This is a genomic window from Bartonella sp. AC130YNZD, from assembly GCF_042196865.1.
Lineage (GTDB): Bacteria > Pseudomonadota > Alphaproteobacteria > Rhizobiales > Rhizobiaceae > Bartonella.
This window is the reverse complement of the sequence record NZ_JBHIQZ010000023.1, coordinates 1-18,964: the sequence shown is the minus strand read 5'-3', so window position 1 is coordinate 18,964 and position 18,964 is coordinate 1. Positions and strand designations below refer to the sequence as shown.

Sequence of the window (18,964 nt, the reverse complement as noted above, 5' to 3'; positions counted from 1 at the left end):
TGGATGAAAAAGAAGGGCAACCCTTTAAACTTGATCTTGAAAAAGCCAAGCAGCTTTTAACAGAAGCAGGTTATCCAGATGGTTTTGAGGCCAATATTTTTGCAGGAAAATCTCCTTATCCTTTTGCTTTGCCTATTGCTCAGTCTATTCAGGATAATGCAAAAAAGATAGGTGTGCACTTTAAGATTGAACATTTTATCGGTACACAGTTGTTTTCCAAACTTTATGCACGTAGCTTTGATACAATTTTTATAGGATGGAATAATTCTTCTGCGGATCCTCATACAATGGCTTCACGTTTTATTTCAAATCCTGATAATCGGTTTGAGGCTAAAAATACAGGCTATCCTAGTTGGTGCCACGGCTATTTGGATGAAGATATGAATAAGAAGGTTCAGGCAGCTCTGTTTCAAAAAGATCCACGGAAACGGGCACAAATGTATGCTGATTTACAGCGTGAATTAATGCAAAAAGGACCTTATGCGTTTATCTATCAGACATATAATATTATTGCTATGACACCTGATGTAAAAAAATGGGTGTGGAATAGTGCACCACGTATTTTTTATAGTGCAATTGAAAAATAAGAAGGTATCAAGTTTATAAAATATAAAAAACATGATCATGATATATTTGATGTATTGCAAAGCTCTTTAACACTTTGCAATACGTTGAATTTTATCGGGAATGGATTACTATGTTGTATCGAGAATTTTATTTCAGGAATTCTTATGAAAGATGCGTTTGTGTGGATGTAGGATTGAATATTTTAACTTCTATTGATACAATTTTCGGATGAAATAATGACTCTAGACATCCCCATACAACGGCTTCAAGTTTTTTTTACAACCCTGATAATCGATTTGAAATTAAAAATATAAGCTGTTCTAGCCGGTGTTATGGGTATTTTGATGAAGCTATAAATCAAAAGTTTAAAGATGTGTTGTTTCAAAAAGATTCACAGAAACGGGCGTAAAGAATTGAAAAATGGTAAGTTTGTTTAGTGAAAAAACAGGTGTAACAAATGTGGCAGAATTCACTGTTTCCGAAATAGCAGGGACTCTAAAGCGTGTTGTTGAAGAAAAGTTTGGTTATGTACGGGTGCGTGGGGAGATATCAGGGTACCGTGGTACTCATGCTTCGGGACATGCTTATTTTGCTTTAAAAGATGATAAGGCACGGTTGGAAGCTGTTATTTGGCGTGGAGTTATGGAAAAGCTCAAATTCCCTCCTGAAGAAGGGATGGAAGTAGTTGCTGTTGGTAAACTTACAACTTATCCAGGGTCATCGAAATATCAAATTGTCATTGAGGCTCTTGAACCAACGGGGGTTGGTGCTTTGATGACACTTCTTGAAAATCGTAAGAAAAAGTTTTTAGAAGAAGGCTTGTTTGATGAAGAAAAGAAAAAACCTTTGCCTTATATGCCTCGAATTTTAGGCGTTGTAACATCACCAACAGGTGCTGTTATTCGTGATATTATTCATCGCATATCCGATCGTTTTCCGTTGCATGTTTTGGTTTGGCCTGTACGTGTTCAGGGGGAAACAAGTGGGAGGGAAGTGGCTGTTGCTGTTGAAGGTTTTAATGCTCTTGGTCCAGGTGGACTTATTCCAAAACCTGATCTTATTATTGTTGCACGGGGAGGGGGAAGTTTAGAAGATTTGTGGGGGTTTAATGACGAAGCTGTTGTTCGTGCTGTTTATGAATCTTCTCTTCCTGTTATTTCTGCTGTTGGGCATGAAACGGACTGGACCTTGATTGATTATGTGGCTGATTGGCGCGCTCCAACTCCTACCGCCGCAGCAGAACGGGCTGTTCCTGTTAAGCTTGATCTCGAGGTGCTGGTGGCATCGCTTGATGCACGTTTGCGCAAGGGACTCGCGCGTTATTTGGATTTTTATCGACAAAAATTGCGTGCTACTCTACGAGCTCTTCCGACTGCCGATCAACTTTTTGCTCTACCACGGCGTGGTTTGGATGAAACTTCAAGTCGATTGCAGCGTGCTCTTTGTGTAAGCTACGATAAAAAACGTTTTTCTTTTCATGCACTTGGTGTGCGTCTTTCACCGCGTTTGTTAAATAGTGAAAAAGCACAACGCAATACAAAGGAATATACGGCACGTCTTCAGCGTGCTTTTGTGCGTAGTGTGGAAAAACAACGTGCTAGGTTAGAGGTAGTATCTAGGCTTTTAAGAAGCACTTCATATCAGAATATTTTGGAGCGCGGTTTTGTTTTGGCTTTGGGGAAAGATCATAAGCCCATTAAACGATTGGTTCAGTTTCCTGAAACAGGGCAAATAAATTTACGCTTTTTTGATGGAGATATCAGTGTTGCAACACAAGAGCCTATTTCCGCTAAAAGATCAAAACACAAGCAGATAAAGTCGCCAAGCGATGATCAAGGAACTCTCTTTTAATACGGTTAATGCCATGCTTGTGGAAGGTCTTCTTAAGGGAGTGGATGGAAAAGTTCGTTGCGCATGGGCTGGAACGGATCCACTTTATTGTGCTTATCATGATACCGAATGGGGAAAGCCTGTTTTTGAGGATATTCGTTTGTTTGAGAAAATTTGTCTTGAAGGTTTCCAAGCAGGGCTTTCTTGGTTTATAATTTTAAAAAAACGCTCTTTTTTTCGCGTTGCATTTGATCACTTTGACTTTGAAAAGATTGCTCATTATGATGAGCTAAAGGTGCAAATGTTAATGCAGAATAAAGACATTGTTCGCCATCAAGGAAAAATTCAATCAGTGCTTAATAATGCATTGAGAGCACAAGAAATTATAACAGAGTGGGGGAGTTTGTCCCACTATTTTTGGTCTTTTCAACCACCACAATCGGAGCGTTATGAAAAAATAGATTTTCAAACACTGTTAGCTAACCCTATGACACCTGCTTCTTTTCGTCTTTCTCAAGACTTGAAGAAACGTGGTTGGACATTCGTTGGCCCCACAATTTGTTATGCTTTTATGCAGTCCGTAGGAATTGTTAATGATCATCTTGAAGGATGTTTTTGTCGATAAATTGGCAAACTTTCTTTTGTAAGAGTAATGATTAATAGGATAATAATTGAATTATTTAATAAATGTATAAATTATACAATTCCGCTGTATAAGATAATTGAAATATACAAACTATACAATATTAATGATTTTCTATTGTTGTTGGCACTAAAAACGATAAAGGTATAATTTTGAGGATGAAAAAACAGACGCAAAAAGGAGTGATATCTTAACTGTTATGTATCTGAAGTGAGATAATGGTAATATCTTGTATGTTTTAAAAAAACATCTAGTTACACCAAAGCCCATTTTGCGACGCAGCTCATGAATGCTATGACAGTAAATCCATCGTGCACTCCATCTTTACGCTTATGAAGGAGAAGATCGGCACCATCACACATTTACTAGCTCTCAATGTTGTCAACTGTCTTTAGCATTTGTAATGGTTCAGAAGAGGTGTTTTTATTTCCGTTAGTGACATGACCGTTATAATTAATGAATATTTTATTCATGTTTATTGACGAATGCAAAGTGGTTTTTAAATGGGGTGCTGTTGTTGCATTGTTTTACTTTGCTTGTATGACTGTTGGTTTATTTATATGTAGGTCGATTGCCCAATGCTTACCTAGGCAATATAAAATGAAATGCAGCGATGAAAAATTGAAGTTAAATGACTCAAGCTACTTGTGTTAGGTTTTATTATCTGATAACGTTCCTTCACTAGAGAGGAATTTTGCTGCGTGTGAGCTCCAGTTTTGGGAGGATACTTAAGCTCAGACAGACTGGTATTCACTGCATTGCTTCGTTGAATCTCTGTATGTTTCCGCTGGAAACGAGAGTTTTTGCGGTATGTTGCTTTCTGTTCTATTTTTATAGTGGTAAAGCAATGATGCACACTAAAGTTTAGAAGGTTTTATATTCGTTATGTCTTTGGGGGGGAAGTGTCTAATAAATTTTGTTTTTATCAATGGGGGGATGCATTTTAGTGTATATTCTTTTATTGTAAGCTTTATTTCTCAAAAGATAAAGCGTGGAAGGAATGCTTCTTCTCATTTTTCCTTTATCTTTGTTAACGCGTTTGGTTTTGTTGGTAAAAACGTAAAACTTTTGACACTTAGTTTTCAAAAGATTAAGCAGATTTTTGTGGGGGGTAGCGTTTTAGAAAAGATATTTTCTTATGTCTTTCTGCTGTTTCAGTGACGTTTTGGTCATGTAGTAAAGATGCGCCGCATCTTGAAACTGAGTGTTTGAGGGGGATGACTATTTTTAAAGTTTGCATATTTTATTTTAAATGTCGCCTAAAGGAATAGAATAATGAATTCATAAATTTTTGCGTAATGATTTTTTTTAAGCTCACTATTTTTTGGGGGGCGACAAGGCTTATTGATGATTAATAGGGAATTGATATAGTGCATTATCATATGCAAAGAGGTTATGAAAAGAATGTAATACTGGTTAGCAAAACATATATTGCATGTTCGCTATGGTTTATTGAGACGTAAGTCAATGAATTTATCAAGTAGATGACTCTGTGTAGGTGATTAGAAATATAGGCGATTAGAACGTATTTATTCAATGTTATAATTATAAATTTGCTATATTATTTCAGCGTCATTAATTGATAAAAATAGATAAAGGGAAGAGTTTATGAACTTGAAAAGAAAAATATTGAAAAGTAGCGGCTCTCTTGTTTCTGTTCTTATGGCATTGGGAATGGTTGTACAACAGTCCTTAGCAAAAACACCGGCTAATACTCTTGTGATGGCTTGGAATATTGATGCAATCAGTACGTTTGATCCCGCACAACTTAATGATGTTTATGGGAGTGAAATTATTCGCAATGTTTGTGATAACTTGGTGAGTACTGCGACAGATGATCCTGCTAAAATGGTTCCCGCTTTAGCAACACATTGGGATGTTTCAGGTGATAATCACAGTACGGTGATTACTTTTCATTTGCGTGATGGTTTGAAGTTTAATGATGGCAGATCAGCCAACGCCAATGATCTTGTTTGGGGTATGAAGCGGATTGTCAAATTGAAGATGGGTAATGCGGCAATTTTTAATGAATATGGTATTACAGAGCAAAATGTTGATGATGCTTTGCAAGCTCCCGATGAGAAAACGGTTGTGATGAAATTTGATAAGCCTTATCCAGCAGAACTCATTCTTAATAATATTGTTGCGAGTCGTGCAACAGCTTTGCTTGATCGTAAGACGATTATGAAACACGAAAAAGATGGCGATTTTGGAAATCAGTATTTGAAAAGTCATGCTGCGTGTGTTGGACCTTATCAGTTAAAAAGTTGGCGCCCTGGAGAAGCTCTTTTGTTGCGTGCAAGCTCTCACTATTGGGGACAAGCGCCTAAACTGAAGCAGATTTTAATTCGCCATGTTGCAGAGCCCGGAACACAACGTTTGTTGTTGCAAAAACATGATATTGATGTTGCTCGTAATTTGACACCTGAAGATCTTGCAGATCTGCAAAAAACAACAGATGTTAAAGTTGAAAGAGTGTTAGTGCCAACTATGATGTACTGGGGATTCAATACGACGAATCTTATTTTTGCTAAGGAAAAAGTGCGCTTGGCGATGCGTTATCTCATAGATTATGAAGGTCTTGGCAAGAAGCTTCTCAAAGGGATTGGTGTTCCACGGGCAAGTTTTATTCCTCTTGGCAACTTTGGGGCTTTAGATGAAAAAGAGGGGCAACCCTTTAAACTTGATATTCAAAAAGCCAAACAGCTTTTAGCAGAGGCTGGTTATCCGAACGGATTTGAGGCAAATTTTCTCGTGTCAAACACTCCTTATACTTTGTTACTTGCTCAGTCACTCCAAGATAGTGCTGCTCAGGCAGGGGTGCGTCTTAAAATTGAACGTGTAGCAGGTACACAGTTATTTTCAAAAGTGGATGCTCGAGCTTTTGATACGGCTTTTATCGGATGGAATAATGATTCTGCGGATCCTCATACAATGGCTTCACGTCTTATTTTCAATCCAGATAATCGTTTTGAGGCTAGAAATACAGCCTATCCTAGTTGGAAGCATGGGTATTTTGATGCTAAGATGAATGAAAAGGTTGAAGAAGCGTTGTTTCAAAAAGATCCGCAAAAACGAGCGCAACTCTATGCTGATTTACAACGTGAATTAATGCAAAAAGGACCTTATGCGTTTATCTTTCAACAATATAGCGTTGTCGCGATGACGCCTGATGTCAAAAAATGGGTTTGGAATAGTGCACCGCGTATTTTTTATAGTAAAATTGAAAAATAAGTGTGTCTTTTTAGTGTTATCAAAGCTAAAAAGAGCTTAATCATAATTGCATGATGAAAATATTCTCCCATATAAAGCTCTTCAGTTTTTTAAGGATGAAACTGTGAAGGATGTTTGTGTAGTAGCAGTATATAATTAAGATCGTTTATAGGGAGCGATGAATATAGAAAGTTATATTGGGGAGGATCTTTGTTTATGGTTATAGATTCTCTGCATCCCGAATATAGACTGATGTATAAGAAAATTATTTTATAGATGCTTAGTTTGATTAAATGAAATTGATGTCTAATGCTATGCTATTTAAGCAAAATCACAATCACTTTGTGTGAAAAGGTAGAAGAATACAAAAGGAAGAGATAAAATGGGAAAACAAAGAATATTGAAAAAATTTTCTATTTTATTAAGCTCAATCGTTTTTTTTAATGGAGCTGTAACATCGGCATTCAGTGCCTCATCTAAAGATATATTGGTAATGGCATGGAATATTGATTCAATTAGTAGTTTTGATCCAGCGCAAACTGTTGAGGTTGTGACGAGTGAGTTATTGACGAATATTTGCAGCGCGTTAGTGCAATATGATGAGCATGATCCTACAAAAATTCGCCCTGCTATGGCAAAATCTTGGGACGTTTTAGATAATGGCAAAAGAATAGTCTTTCATCTTCGTGATGATTTAAAGTTTAATGATGGAAGGATGGCTACAGCGCAAGATCTGGTATGGTCGATGCGACGGATTATTAAATTAGGATTAAGCTATGCTCAATCTTTAATGGATTATGGGTTTACCAAAAACAATATTGAAACAAATATTCAGGCTCTTGATGATAAGACTTTACAATTAAAATTAGATAAACCCTATCCTATTCAGCTCATATTGACTGTTATTGGACAATCTTATGCTTCTGCTTTGCTTGATCGGAAAACAATTGAAGCACAGAGTATTAACGGTGATATGGGGAATAAATATTTAGCAACACATACAGCTTGTGTTGGACCTTATAAATTGGTGAGCTGGTCTCCAGGAGATAAAGTTGTGTTAGAGGCGACACAACATTATTGGGGCGAAGTGCCTAAAATTAAGAAGATTGTTGTGCGGCATGTAGCGGATTCATCAAGTCAAAGACTTCTTTTGGAAAAAGGTGATGTGGATATAGTGCGTGATCTTTCTTCAGAGGATATTTTAGATCTTGAAAAAAAGGGAGGCCCAGTCAAAATTAGTCGTGTTTTGCGTCCGCAGATTATTTACTTATCGTTAAATAATAAGAATGCAATTTTTGCGAATGAAAAGGTCAGATTGGCACTTCGTTATTTGGTTGATTATGAAGGTCTTGGAAAAACTGTTTTGAAAGGGATTGCTATTCCACGGGCAACTTATATGTCTTTAGGTGTTCCAGGTGCTTTAGATGAAAAAGAAGGTTTGCCTTTTCAGTTGGATTTGAAAAAAGCAAAACAACTGATTACTGAAGCTGGTTATCCTAATGGGTTTAAAGCTAATCTTTTAGTTGGAAGCCTTAGTTATATGTCGTCTGTTGCACAGTCTATTCAAGCCAATGCACGCAAAATTGGTGTTGAGCTTACAATTGAAAAAATGGCACAAAATCAATTGTTGAGTCGTGTACGTGGTGGAAATTATGATACTGCACTTATGGGGTGGGGGAGTGCCGATCCTGATGGACATCCTGCTTCATTAAATCACGTGTTTAACCCTGATCCAACATTTACAAAAAAGCACAATATGTATTTAGCTTGGCGCGCTGGGTATTATGATGAAAATATTAATAACATGGTGATGGATGCTTTGTTTGAGAAAGACCCCAATAAGCGTATCATGCAATATCGTACTTTACAGCATTATGTGCTAGAGCATGGTCCTATGGTTTATTTATTTCAGACATATTATACCGTTGGTATGGGACCTGATGTCAAAAAATGGATTTGGAACAGTTATAGACTTTACTACAATGAAGCAGAAAAATAAAAAGAAGCATGTTATAGAGAAGGATTGTAGAACATGCTTAATAAGAGATTGTTTTGTTATATAAAAAAAGGTATTTGCTTTATGTTTTATCGCTACAGAGGGGATTTTTATAATGGTTTTGCCACTTTCAGAGACTGAAAGAGCTGTATCAGAAAAGCAGAAAAAATTATTTTTATGGGATTTTTTATGCAAAGGATTGAAACTTCTTATTTCAGTTTTTATCACATTGCTTGGGTTGGTGACGATTACCTTTTTTCTTGGTCATCTTCTTCCTCTCGATCCTGTTCTATCTATTCTTGGTGATAATATCAGTCAGGAAGCTTATGATGCTATGTATTATAAGCTGGGTCTTGATAAGCCGTTGATTGTTCAATATTGGAAGTATCTTCATAATGTATTTTTATTTGACTTTGGAGATGCTTTAACGTCTGGGCGTCCTGTTTTAGCTGATATTATGCGTGTATTTCCTGCAACATTAGAACTTGCAACTGTTGCTATTGTTATTGGCACAACTCTTGGAATTCCCTTTGGTGTTTTTGCAGCAATGTATCGCGATTCATTTATTGATTATGTTGTCCGTATTTTTACACTTGTAAGTTATTCTACCCCAACATTTTGGCTTGGATTAATGGCGTTGTTAATATTTTACGCCAAGCTTGGTTGGGTTGGTGGCCCAGGACGACTTGATTTTCTTTATGAATATTCTTTTGAACAAAAAACAGGATTTTTCCTTTGGGATACTGCAAGCCAAGGACAATGGGAGGCTTTTGGTAATGTTTTTAGTCACGTTATTATGCCTGCTTTGATCTTGGCTTTCGGTGCTATGGCTTATATTAGCCGTATGACTCGTGGGTTTATGATTGAGCAGCTTAATCAGGAATATATCATTACTGCACGTGTAAAGGGATTATCGTGGTCGCGAACCGTTTGGGGGCATGCCTTTCAAAATGCTGCTGTTCAAATTATTACCGTTGTTGCACTTTCTTATGCTTTTTTATTAGAAGGGGCAGTTTTAACGGAGACAGTTTTTGCTTGGCCTGGTTTTGGACATTACTTGACAAATGCTCTTTTAGCCGGAGATATGAATGCAGTTGTAGGATGTACTTTACTTGTAGGATTTATCTTTGTCGCCATTAATTTATTTTCTGATTTGCTTTATCGCATTTTTGATCCAAGGACACGTTGAATATGACAGTAAGTAATCATCATAAATCGCAATCATCATCTTCTTTGGGTAGTTGGTTAAACGATCCTGTTCCAAACTCCATAATTCAAGCGAACATACAAAGAATTTATCACGCACTGGCTAAGTTTTTTCATAACTTTTCGGCTGTATTCGGTCTGCTTATTATTTGTATTATTATCATATGTGCATTTTTTGCTCCTTGGATTGCTACGCATGATTTTCTTAGCAATGATCTAGGGCATCGGTTGCAGCCACCCTCTATGGCGCATTATTTTGGAACAGATGAATTGGGACGTGACATTTTTAGTCGCCTTGTTTTTGGTTCCCGTATTACTCTTTATGTTGTTTTTCTTACAACAGTTATTGTAGGTCCAATAGGGCTTATTGTTGGAACTGTATCTGGTTATATGGGCGGATGGGTTGATACTGTGCTCATGCGCATTGTCGATATTTTTCTTGCTTTTCCAGGTTTGATTTTAGCTCTTGCATTTTCAGCCGCATTGGGACCAGGGATTGAAAATGCTTCTATTGCAATTTCAATTGCAGCATGGCCCCCAATTGCACGTTTAGCACGTGCTGAGACTTTGACAATACGTTCTTCTGATTATGTTTCTGTAGTTCGCCTGCAAGGGGCCTCTGCTTGGCGAATTATTTTGTTTCATGTTGCGCCCATGTGTATTCCTTCAGTGATTGTACGATTAACTTTGGATATGTCTGGAATTATTTTAACGGCTGCTGGTCTTGGTTTTTTAGGGTTGGGAGCTCAACTTCCAAGTCCTGAATGGGGTGCGATGCTTTCTTCAGGGCGGGAATTTATGATGACAAATTGGTGGTTGGCGGCAATACCAGGCTGTGCAATATTATTTGCAAGTCTTGCTTTCAACCTTTTAGGTGATGGTCTTCGTGATGTATTGGATCCACGCAATGGGTAATAAATTATTAGAAGTAGAAGATTTACGTATTTCTTTTCCTACAACGCGCGGCATTTCAGAAGTTGTGCGTGGCGTTAGTTTTTCTGTTGGAAAAGAAAAAATTGGAATTGTTGGTGAATCCGGATCTGGAAAATCGATGACTGGGCGCGCAATACTAAGGTTGAGTCCAAAAGCAGCTATTGTTAAAGCTAAAAAAATGCGCTTTGAGGATGTTGATTTATTGGAAGCAAGTGAACCTCAGATGCGAAAAATCCGTGGGAAACGTATTTCAATGATTTTACAGGACCCCAAATATTCACTTAATCCATTAATACGGATCGGGGAACAGATTATGGAGGCTTACCGTATTCATTATCGTGTTTCAAAAGCTGAAGCGAGGGAGCGCACCATATCTATGTTAGAATCTGTTCATATTCGTGATCCTGAACATGTGATGCGTCTCTTTCCCCATGAAATATCTGGGGGGATGGGGCAGCGCGTGATGATTGCAATGATGCTCATTCCAAAACCTGATTTAATTATTGCCGATGAACCAACATCTGCGCTTGATATTACGGTCAGACGACAAGTTTTATCTGTATTAGATGAACTTGTTACAAAGTCTGGAACGGGACTTATTTTCATTAGTCATGATTTAAATATGATTGCTGATTTTTGTGATCGTATTTTGGTGATGTATGCGGGCCGTGTGTTAGAAGAGTTGCCTGCTTCTGATTTGTCTCACGCTTGTCATCCTTATACAAAGGCGTTGCTCGCGAGTTTGCCACGGCTTGATAATCCAGTTGATATTTTGGCTGTTCCTGAGCGTGATCCTGATTGGTTGTATAATCCTACGATTGTTAATGGTGTTGAGGAGGTTCCTCATGACAAATTGTGAGAATATTATTGATGTTTCTAATTTATCTGTAACTTTTGGTCATAGGCATAAGGCAGTAACAGTTGTTAAAAATGTTAATTTTCATATTAAGCGTGGTGAAGCTTATGGTTTGATTGGTGAATCCGGATGTGGAAAGTCAACTATTTTGAATACATTGGTGGGGCTTATTCCAGATTATAGTGGAAAGTTTCTTTTTGCTGGACAAGAAGTTGAAAAGAAAAGAAGTAAGGATTTTTTACGCTGTATTCAAATGGTTTTTCAAGATCCTTATGCTTCACTCCATCCAAGAAAAATGGTCCATACGGTTCTTTCTGAATCGCTCAAAATCCATGGAATGGATAATCAAAGAGAGCGGGTGGAGGATGCTTTAGATTCCGTTGGTTTAGATTCTTCATTTCTTTATCGTTATCCTCATGAGTTGTCTGGAGGGCAGCGTCAGCGTATTGCTCTTGCACGTGCTTTAATTATTGAGCCAGAGGTGTTGTTGCTTGATGAGCCAACATCTGCATTGGATGTGTCGGTACAGGCTGAAATTTTAAACTTGTTGAAATCACTGCGCGTGAGAAAAAAGCTTACTTATTTGATGGTGTCCCATGATCTTGCTGTTGTTGCACATATTTGTGAACGTGTTGGAATTATGCATAAAGGGATTATTCTTGAAGAGCTTAGCAATGATGAATTGCGTAATCTACATGCGCAACACGATTATACAAAGGAGTTTTTTGAAGCAAGTATAGAGCCTATTGTCCATAGAGAGCAAAGAGCATGATCAATTTTACAGAAGAGAAAATGCAATTTTATTTGTTTTGAAGTTTCTGGAGATGTTTGGCGGCATTGTTAAGAGGGAAGGGGATAATAGGATTTTTTCAGTATGAATTTTCTGGGCAGTGTTTGAGCTGTAATATTTTTAATCCTATTAGAACTCCCATTTTGAAATATACGAATGACTTATAACATACATCTCTTTGTTTGATATTATTGCATTATTTTTTACTTATCATTTTATGTTCAAAAGTTTTATTTTGGGATTTTAAGCATTAAATTTGTGAGAAATAACAAAAGATAGTAATGCTGTATTTTCTAGAAAAGCTTCTCATTATTTTACAATATTATTTTGTTTTTGGTTGTTCTCTTTTTTACAGTTTTATTCTTTATAAAAAGAATTTTTTGTAAAAGACATCAAATGGTTAATGACAGTCTTCAAATATTTTTCTGTTCTCTATTTAAAAAAGCGTTTAAAACAGCTTATAATAAGCCAAAAAGGCAGCATATTGCTTCCTTTTTGTTAAATTGAATAGGCTTTTTACAGTCTTGATTTAAAACTGATAGCGTATTCCTCCTGAAAAGCTTGCACCACTTATACCAGTTTTTTGAAGCTTTTGTTGATAGCTGACATCACCATGAAGGGAGAGGTTAGCGGACAATTATGCACTAATACCAAGCCCACCTTCAACGGAACTTCCCGAGGGGTCACGTTTATAATACTTATCAATATGGAATGTCTGATCATCACCAAAGGTTTTGATCAAGTTTACTTTTCCATAGAAAGACATAGGACGACTGTTTTCAGTGGCAATGGTTTTTGTCAAACGTCCACCAACACGGATTATCCATTGAGAAGGATTTTTCATCTCAATGGTCAGATTATCAGCATCTTTAATGGTATCAAACATCAAATGTTGATAGGCAAGCTGTGCCTGCGGTTCGAATGTTACGTCTTGGATACCCGTTGCAAATTGTTTGCTAACAGTTGTGGAGAACGCCAACATTTTTGCATTTTTCAATTTTGCGGTTGTACTAATGAGGGCATTGGTGATCTTTCTCTTTAGGAAGCCATAGGATAACAGCGTATCAAGATAGAAACCACTGTCATGTTGTATGGTTCCATAGGTTGTGAGTGACCATTTATCCACAATGCTCTTACTTGTATCTTGCATATTCTTTGGAGTGCAAAGAGAGTTGTCCATAGGTTTCTATAAGGCCAAAATGTGTTGTAGATATTTTTCCCTTCTAGCGCGACAAAGTTAACAACTCCTTGTAGAGCAGCATAACGAAGATGAGCACTGCTATAACTATATCTACTAGAAGTACTACTTATCAAAAAATAAGCTTCCTGTTTTTCCATAGGTGTATAAGAAAAAGCTATTCCGTTTGTCTTATTCTTTCCTTAAGACAAATGTCGCATATTGGTTAACAGTTGCATTTTGCTTAGCCATATTGGTTAATCCAGCATACAAGAGAGCATTGGGGCTTGATCAAATAGTTTGTATTTATGGCACGATGGTTTTTACTTTTAAGTCGCTATCAAGCAGTACTGGTTGTAAGCGAAAATCCCAGAAATTTTTATTTTCTCCTAAAAGGTTTTGTTCAGTATTTGTTTTACTGTGGTTTGATTTTGGTCCATAAGCTTTCAGTATATATTTATAAGGTGAACCACTTATTGTGATATAGTCCTTTGCAAGTTTGAAAGAGTTTTGATTTACTTTTCCAGAAACTTGAATGAGTGAAAGACCACGTGCACTGGTAAGAGCAGAAGCATCTGCTTTAATATTGTTCTTTTCTAAATGTCCAGTGATATAAACCAGTGTAGTCCCTGAAACATCACCGTGAATCAGAAGATGGTCAGCTTTTTGTTTGTTTATGGCAGCACTATCACTCCATTCGACGTTGAAATGAATTTCTGCTTTTCCTGTAGCATTGTAGACTTTTTTAGTATTTGGTCTGCCAGATCCTATGTGCAACGTGTGATAATGATCTTCAGTTGGCTCTTCAAAAACAATAGAGCTGTTATTGATGTTAAGGACAGAAATATCAGAACGTGCTCTTTGAGCAATATCAAGCAGTTTTTCGTTCTGGCTTTTTTTATTTGTGCTTGTTTTCAATATCCATTTCGTATTATTTTGCAAATCAAAGACTGTTTTGAATTTTTTTCAGTGCTCACTTTGCCGTCTAAGATGGAGTGATCGGCATTTAGTATAAAAGTGAAATCATTTTTTTTCGTTGAGGCTTCGGTTACTAATAAAACCTTGGCACGGATTTCTGAATTTTTGAGATTGGCTTTACCAATTGATTCATTTGCATTAATTCCAGTACCATTTTTAATGTGAAGTTTTGCATTGGTTAAATTGATTTCTGATGTTTTATTGTTCTTAGATTTTTCAAATGCTATACCTCTATCTTCTGCTGTGGCAGAAACATTTGTTACATCAATATGTCCATTATTATTTACAACAAATGCACTATTTTCGGCAATTATTGTCCCTCCACTCATTTTGATTGTGCTGCCATTTTCTGAATAAAGTCCGATCTCAGCATTTTTAATCGTTGTATGGCCATATAATTCAACTAAACTGCCAACATCTTGGCTTTCCGCACCGAATCCGTTACTATCTGCTGTTATTAGAGTAACATTCGTGGCTTTAATATGTCCACCGTTTCCGGAAAATAATGCAGTAGTTTTACCTTGTACTGTTCCTCCCGTTATGGTGATGGTGGATTTTGAGTCTTTTGCATAGAGCCCACTGTCATCAGATGATGTAATTTGAGCATTGTCAGTTAAAGTAATAGTGCTGCCGTTTATGGCAGATACTGCTGCACCTTTTGCGTTAAATGATCCTCCAGAAACTGTTATTTGAGAATCATTATCTGAAATTATGCTATTGATTGCTTGCGGAACGGTTACATTTTCTAAAGTAATGGCACTTCTTCTTGCAATTATTGCATTGATTAGTAGTGCATTATTCTTACGATTTAATATCGTTACATCTTTCAGTTTGTTATTGCTCTTGTTTTTTAATAAGTGAACGCCTGCTTCGGAAGCAGTAATGGTTCCTCCGATCATTTTGATTGTGCTATCGTTTTGCGCATCAATTCCGATTTTAACGTCACTGATCGTTGTATTTCCAAGCAATTCAATCACACTGAGCCAGAGGCAGCTGCACCAGCAGCTACACCACTGCCATTATTAGTTGCTTTTAAAGCAACATTTGTAACCGTAATATGGCCACCTATGTCTGCTTCTAAGGCTGTATATTTTCCTGTCACGTTTCCTGTTGTCATTGTAATTGTGGATTTTGAGTCTTGTGCATAGAGGCCTGCTTCATCATGTGACGTAATTTGAGCATTGTCCGTTAAGGTGATGCTGCTACCATTTTGAGCACATATTGTTGCATAGCTTGAATCAAATGATCCTCCAGAGATTGTTATGTTAGAACGATTATTTGCAATTACGCTGTTGCCTGTTTGAGTCACTTTTACATTTTTTAAAGTGAGAGCACTTTTTTTCTCTAGAAGAATTCCTTTGCCTGAATTTTTATCTTTGCCGGTTGATATTATTACATTTTCTAGTTTACTTTCGGTGCTCTTACTGTTCACGAAGCCAACACCAGTTTTAGAAGTTGTAATAGTCCCCCCAATCATTTTAATTACGCCACCGTTACTTGCCACAAGCCCAACACCAGCATTCTTAATCTTTGTATTGCCATATAATTCAATCATACTATTAGCGCTATTGACTCCTGCGCCTATTGTAGGAACATCAGTGATCTTGCTCCCATGTTCATTTGTTGTTAGAGCAATATCCGTGACCTTGATATGTCCACCGTTTTCTGCAACCAACGCCATTTTTTCTGTGATTACGCTTCCTCCCATCATTTCGATTGTGGTTTCTGAATCTGTTGCATGGAGTCCAGTGCCATGAGATGATGTAGCTTGAACATTATTGGTTAGAGTTACGCGACTGCCATTGTAAGCAGATATTGCTGCCTTTGTGGCATCAAATGATCCTCCCAATATCGTGATTTCAGATTTATTATTTGCAGTAACGCTATTCATTGCCTTAGTCACTTTTACATTTTCTAAAGTGACTTCACTGTCTTTGTCTGCAAATATTGCAAAAGTTAGTGGAGCTTTGCCTTTGCCACTTGATATTATTATATCTTTTAGCTTGTTTTCAGCATTCTTACTGTTCAAGAATTTAGCGCCAGTGTTGGAAACTGTAATAGTCCCCCCAGTCATTTTCAGTGTAGCACCATCTTTTGCTTCAAGACCGAAAAAAATGCTAGAACCAGTTCCTTTAATGGTTGTACCATCCAGTAATTCAATCGCAGTGTTAGAACCTTCAGCTGTTATAGCGTGCGCATTTGTGCCTATGTTGGTGTTTGTTTTTTTGTTTCCGATTATCGTCAAATGCTTGCCGATAATTTGACCACCTTTTTTTGCGTGAATAATTTCGTAGGTTTCGTTGGAAACTTCTTTTTTACTTTCTGAAATTTCAAGATTTTTAGCTTGTGCATTAAGATTGATAGCAGAAAGTACAACTGCCACAATTGCTGTGCAGGATAGAAGAAAATTTTAGGCATCAGTCTACTCCTTTTAAAGCCCCCAACATTCATTTTCCCGCTAACTTCATAAGCAGAAGTAAAAATAGATATTGCTTTTATTTTAATAACACAGCACTCTGATATTTTGTTTTGATTTTTTTGTCAAAATTAAAGTTGTATTTATGTTTAATTATGTAATATTAAATTTATTTTATAATGTATTTTTATCTAATTATATTTTAAAAATAAGTTTTTTATTAATGATATATATTATTTTTATATCAATATTCATTTATTTTAATATTTATTGATGTATATTTAATAAATACAGTTATATAAAATAAATTAAAAAATATAATATAAATAAGAATAGTAGTGTTTTTAATATTGTACATTTTCAAAAAAATGAAATATTTTATAGTTTTAAAGTTAATAAAGAATAAATATTTTTGTGTATAATTTACTTTATATTTTATATTGAGTAGAAAAAGGTGAAATTAGAGTGGATATGTGATAATTGATTGTTCTTACCTACATTATGTATCGAATGAGTTTTTGACAGCAAAAATGAGAGAAGGCTTTAATAGAGCGTTGAGGGTTCTTTGAGTACTCAGTGTCTTCTTTGAACAAATAAAATATAAAAATATGTAGAATCCGCTGATAAGCCACAATTTCCGAAAGGCTACATACTATACAAAACTCCGTTGGATGTAGTTTGACATTAGGTTTTGTACTAAGTGGGAAGAGGTGAGATTAGTTAGAAATACGTGATAATTTATTGTTTTTATGGTTATTTTTTACCATTAAATGCGCGTTTTGTAAAATGGCATGGGGCAGGACCATCCCGTTTTAACAAGCGCCATTATCAAAACCATTGCTGCCCTTATGGCTTTTAACATTGCTCTACGTGTGTTGCGCTTTACCATGACTGGCGCACACGTCTTGGTTTATTTTGGTGCTGATACTACCACCATCACCAAATGGAAAAATATCATTGCTGCTGCTTTTGATTTCTCTCAAACTTGGCAAAAGTTTAAACAAGGACTTTCCTCTGTTATTCAAAGCTTTGAAGGTTTGTGGGAGAGCGTTAAACGAAGCTTTTCCAACTTTTGGCAATGGTTGAAGAGTTTTTTTACACAGGAAAAGCTCTCGGAGGGTGCCAAGGCTGGTATGGAACAAGCCGGCGAAGATCTGGCTAATTCGATTGTCGATGGCTTTATGTCATCTATCTCACAATTGATGGATTTTTGTAAATCTTTGCCTCATCGCATTAAGGGGTGGATTGGTTCCATTGATGTAAGAGAGTTTTTGCCAAGTTTTTTGGGAGGAAAAACAGCCATCCAACCCATCGTGCAATTTGCGGGAGCTTCTCCTGTAAATTCATCTGCGAGAGAGCAAAAAGCAAAGATCGCTCCCCCATCACACACAATCAAAATGTCACGGTGCATGTTAATGGGGCGCGTGATCCTGTTGTCACTGGTCGTGCGGTTTCCCATGCTTTGCAACGGGCACGTGCCAATGCGCTGCATGGCGGGACAGAATGAGGGGAGGGAGCCTATGAGAGATCCTTTGATGATGTTAGGTCCACATCAATTTTATGTGGACTGGCTGAATTTCCAATCTTTTGAAGAAGAGTTTTCTGCTTCATGGGTTTGCCTAGAGCGTTTTGGTGAGGCTCCAGGTTTGCAATTTACCGGTTATGGCAATGACCCCAAAACCATCCATGGGGTATTGTTTCCAGAAGAGTTTGGGGACCGGGTAGCCATTGATGCTATCACCAGAACCATTCGTGCTGCCAAGCCTGTCCAAATGCTTCGTTGGATCAATGATACCACCTATAGTGTCCTTCTCCATGGACCCGTAGTAATCACCACGATCAATAAAGACCACGACTATATCAGCCGCTCTGGTCAATCCCAGCGTATCCGCTATTCTATTACGCTCTTGCCCTTTTTTAATGGCGGAAAACCACAAGGACAATACCAAGAGAGACAATATCAAATGGGGTATTACCAAGAGGGACAAACTCTATGAAGATACCAGAAAAACATGTTGTTGTAGAGCTAGAGGATATGAGCCTCGATCTCCTTTGCTTTCACCATGTCATGGCAGTGTTCAGAGACCGGAGGCAAGCTGGTTTACTCAAAGGCTATTTAGAAGCCACACTGGAAGCTAATCCAGAGATTGCCAAATATGGTGTGTTTTTACCACGGGGCTTAACGGTTACTTTGCCTGAATTTGTGTTGTCTAATCCCCAAAGCATGGTGAAGCGGTTATGGGATTAATGCGCACATACCCCTTTATTGTGGTCAAGGTGGGAGACAAACCTGTTCATGAGGTTTTTTACCAGCGTCTTTTAACCGCAACCATTACGGATCATGCCGGTAATGAAGCCG

Annotated in this window: 12 protein-coding genes and 3 pseudogenes; 13 read left to right on the top strand and 2 right to left on the bottom strand. The window is 37.2% G+C overall.

Features of this window, described 5'->3' with window-relative positions; all coding sequences use genetic code 11:
* The 10 genes and pseudogenes from ACFINU_RS07680 to ACFINU_RS07640 form a co-directional block, all read left to right on the top strand.
* Window positions 1-587 (top strand): ABC transporter substrate-binding protein (locus ACFINU_RS07680; protein ID WP_375618651.1); only part of this gene is annotated, 587 nt, incomplete at its 5' end.
* A 212-nt stretch (window positions 588-799) separates the two neighbouring features.
* Window positions 800-973, top strand: a pseudogene (locus tag ACFINU_RS10480) (ABC transporter substrate-binding protein); the annotation flags it as partial.
* A gap of 14 nt (window positions 974-987) precedes the next feature.
* Window positions 988-2,418 carry an exodeoxyribonuclease VII large subunit gene (xseA, locus tag ACFINU_RS07675; RefSeq protein ID WP_375618650.1) on the top strand — a complete coding sequence of 477 codons (1,431 nt, stop codon included), beginning with the start codon at window positions 988-990 and terminating at the stop codon, window positions 2,416-2,418.
* The gene (locus ACFINU_RS07670) at window positions 2,396-3,022 is read left to right on the top strand and encodes a DNA-3-methyladenine glycosylase I (RefSeq protein WP_375618649.1); all 627 of its coding nucleotides are present in this window, start codon (window positions 2,396-2,398) and stop codon (window positions 3,020-3,022) included. The genes xseA and ACFINU_RS07670 overlap by 23 nt, the downstream gene beginning before the upstream one ends.
* A 1,626-nt stretch (window positions 3,023-4,648) precedes the next feature.
* Window positions 4,649-6,274 (top strand): ABC transporter substrate-binding protein, encoded by a 1,626-nt coding sequence (locus ACFINU_RS07665; protein WP_375667505.1) that lies wholly within the window; start codon window positions 4,649-4,651, stop codon window positions 6,272-6,274.
* A 361-nt stretch (window positions 6,275-6,635) separates the two neighbouring features.
* A complete protein-coding gene (locus tag ACFINU_RS07660) occupies window positions 6,636-8,252 on the top strand; it encodes an ABC transporter substrate-binding protein (RefSeq protein ID WP_375618647.1) in 1,617 nt (538 codons plus the stop codon).
* A gap of 112 nt (window positions 8,253-8,364) precedes the next feature.
* Window positions 8,365-9,438 (top strand): ABC transporter permease, encoded by a 1,074-nt coding sequence (locus tag ACFINU_RS07655; RefSeq protein WP_375618646.1) that lies wholly within the window; start codon window positions 8,365-8,367, stop codon window positions 9,436-9,438.
* A 2-nt stretch (window positions 9,439-9,440) separates the two neighbouring features.
* Window positions 9,441-10,370: an ABC transporter permease gene (locus tag ACFINU_RS07650; protein WP_273790732.1), complete on the top strand. Its 930-nt coding sequence runs from the start codon at window positions 9,441-9,443 to the stop codon at window positions 10,368-10,370.
* Window positions 10,363-11,247 carry an ABC transporter ATP-binding protein gene (locus ACFINU_RS07645; RefSeq protein WP_375618645.1) on the top strand — a complete coding sequence of 295 codons (885 nt, stop codon included), beginning with the start codon at window positions 10,363-10,365 and terminating at the stop codon, window positions 11,245-11,247. The genes ACFINU_RS07650 and ACFINU_RS07645 overlap by 8 nt, the downstream gene beginning before the upstream one ends.
* Window positions 11,234-12,016 (top strand): ABC transporter ATP-binding protein, encoded by a 783-nt coding sequence (locus tag ACFINU_RS07640; protein ID WP_273790734.1) that lies wholly within the window; start codon window positions 11,234-11,236, stop codon window positions 12,014-12,016. Before ACFINU_RS07645 ends, ACFINU_RS07640 begins: the two co-directional genes overlap by 14 nt.
* 547 nt (window positions 12,017-12,563) lie before the next feature.
* On the opposite strand, the pseudogene ACFINU_RS10475 reads toward ACFINU_RS07640, so the two are convergent.
* Window positions 12,564-14,317: pseudogene (locus ACFINU_RS10475) on the bottom strand (autotransporter outer membrane beta-barrel domain-containing protein); the annotation flags it as partial.
* 845 nt (window positions 14,318-15,162) lie between these two features.
* Window positions 15,163-16,572, bottom strand: coding sequence for a hypothetical protein (locus ACFINU_RS07620; RefSeq protein ID WP_375618641.1), 1,410 nt, complete (start codon window positions 16,570-16,572; stop codon window positions 15,163-15,165).
* Window positions 16,573-18,125: 1,553 nt separating this feature from the next.
* Here ACFINU_RS07620 and ACFINU_RS07615 point away from each other — a divergent pair.
* From ACFINU_RS07615 to ACFINU_RS07605, 3 genes and pseudogenes are all read left to right on the top strand, one after another.
* On the top strand, window positions 18,126-18,602 hold the full coding sequence (locus tag ACFINU_RS07615; protein WP_375667507.1) for a phage tail protein: 477 nt from the start codon (window positions 18,126-18,128) through the stop codon (window positions 18,600-18,602).
* Window positions 18,599-18,853 (top strand): tail protein X, encoded by a 255-nt coding sequence (locus ACFINU_RS07610; RefSeq protein ID WP_375618996.1) that lies wholly within the window; start codon window positions 18,599-18,601, stop codon window positions 18,851-18,853. The genes ACFINU_RS07615 and ACFINU_RS07610 overlap by 4 nt, the downstream gene beginning before the upstream one ends.
* Window positions 18,853-18,964: pseudogene (locus ACFINU_RS07605) on the top strand (late control protein); the annotation flags it as partial. The gene ACFINU_RS07610 and the pseudogene ACFINU_RS07605, both read left to right, overlap by 1 nt.